This is a genomic window from Acinetobacter sp. 228, assembly GCF_048147885.1.
Genome location: NZ_JAYWYV010000356.1, coordinates 1 through 1246 on the forward strand (window position 1 = coordinate 1; position 1246 = coordinate 1246).

Genomic DNA, 1246 nt, shown 5'->3' on the forward strand with positions numbered 1-1246 from the left:
AAATAAGAAAAGAGGTATAGTCTTTCTTATAAATATCAATATTCCAGCCTAACATACTCACATAATAAGAAGCAGAAATCCCAATTCCCATAATGACTGAGCTTAAAATGAGTCTAAATATAGGAAGTGTAAAACGAGAAGTCAGCCAAATTGCGACACTTGAAAGTACAGCACTAATTCCAAAAGCCAGTGTAATTAAAGGAACGTTCGAGGAAGCTGCTTCAAATAAATGGTAAGCATGCATGCCGACAATATGGACAATACTAATCGCTGCTGCGAGTAATAATCCATTGAGTAATAGAATAAACGGCTCAATCTTTTTATAAGTTTGCTTAAATATTAACTGCTCCATGGAAATCACAATATAGCAAATAGCGCCAGCCGCAATAAAAGAGCCGACGATCAATGTGCTATCGTAATCAACATGACCCATATTGGACTTCCATGATTATTCAATACTTTTTTTTTATTTTGTTCAACTCATTGCACAAAATACAATTAAACACGTTAAAGAAAAATTAGTAAATTCGACTTTTTTAGTCAGTTATAAACAATAACATTATCTAACATTTGGTCAAGTATTTTTTACTTTAGAAATCAATAAAGTAAACAAAAATTAAGCATCCAATTATATGAAAAATATAGGATTTCTTAAGTCTAGGTCAATTGACCTTAATGATGTTTTTTTAAACTTGTTTTAGGGGCTAATAAAATAAAAAACCCTGCATTTAGCAGGGTTCTTTTAAAAACAATAGAAAAGAGAATTAGTTTTTCTCTTTGTCTACGATCTTGTTCGCTTGAATCCAAGGCATCATCGCACGTAATTTAGCACCAGTTTGTTCAATACCATGTGCAGCATTTTGACGACGACGAGCTGTCATAGATGGGTAGTTCAACGCACCTTCTTGGATGAACATCTTCGCGTATTCACCAGATTGAATACGTTTTAATGCATTACGCATTGCTTCACGAGACTGTTCATTGATTACTTCAGGACCAGTTACATATTCACCGTACTCAGCATTGTTAGAAACTGAGTAGTTCATGTCAGCGATACCGCCTTCGAACATCAAGTCAACGATTAACTTAAGTTCGTGTAAGCATTCGAAGTAAGCCATTTCTGGTGCATAACCAGCTTCAACCAAAGTTTCGAAGCCCATTTTCACAAGTTCAACTGCACCACCACAAAGAACTGCTTGCTCACCGAATAAGTCAGTTTCAGTTTCTTCACGGAATGAAGTTTCGA

Annotated in this window: 1 protein-coding gene and 1 pseudogene; both read right to left on the minus strand. The window is 35.1% G+C overall.

Annotated elements, in window-relative coordinates; genetic code table 11:
• The coding region (locus tag VXQ92_RS18945; RefSeq protein ID WP_416682839.1) for an MHYT domain-containing protein at positions 1 to 433 on the minus strand (433 nt) is incomplete at its 3' end.
• A gap of 331 nt (positions 434 to 764) precedes the next feature.
• Positions 765 to 1246, minus strand: a pseudogene (locus tag VXQ92_RS18950) (ketol-acid reductoisomerase); the annotation flags it as partial.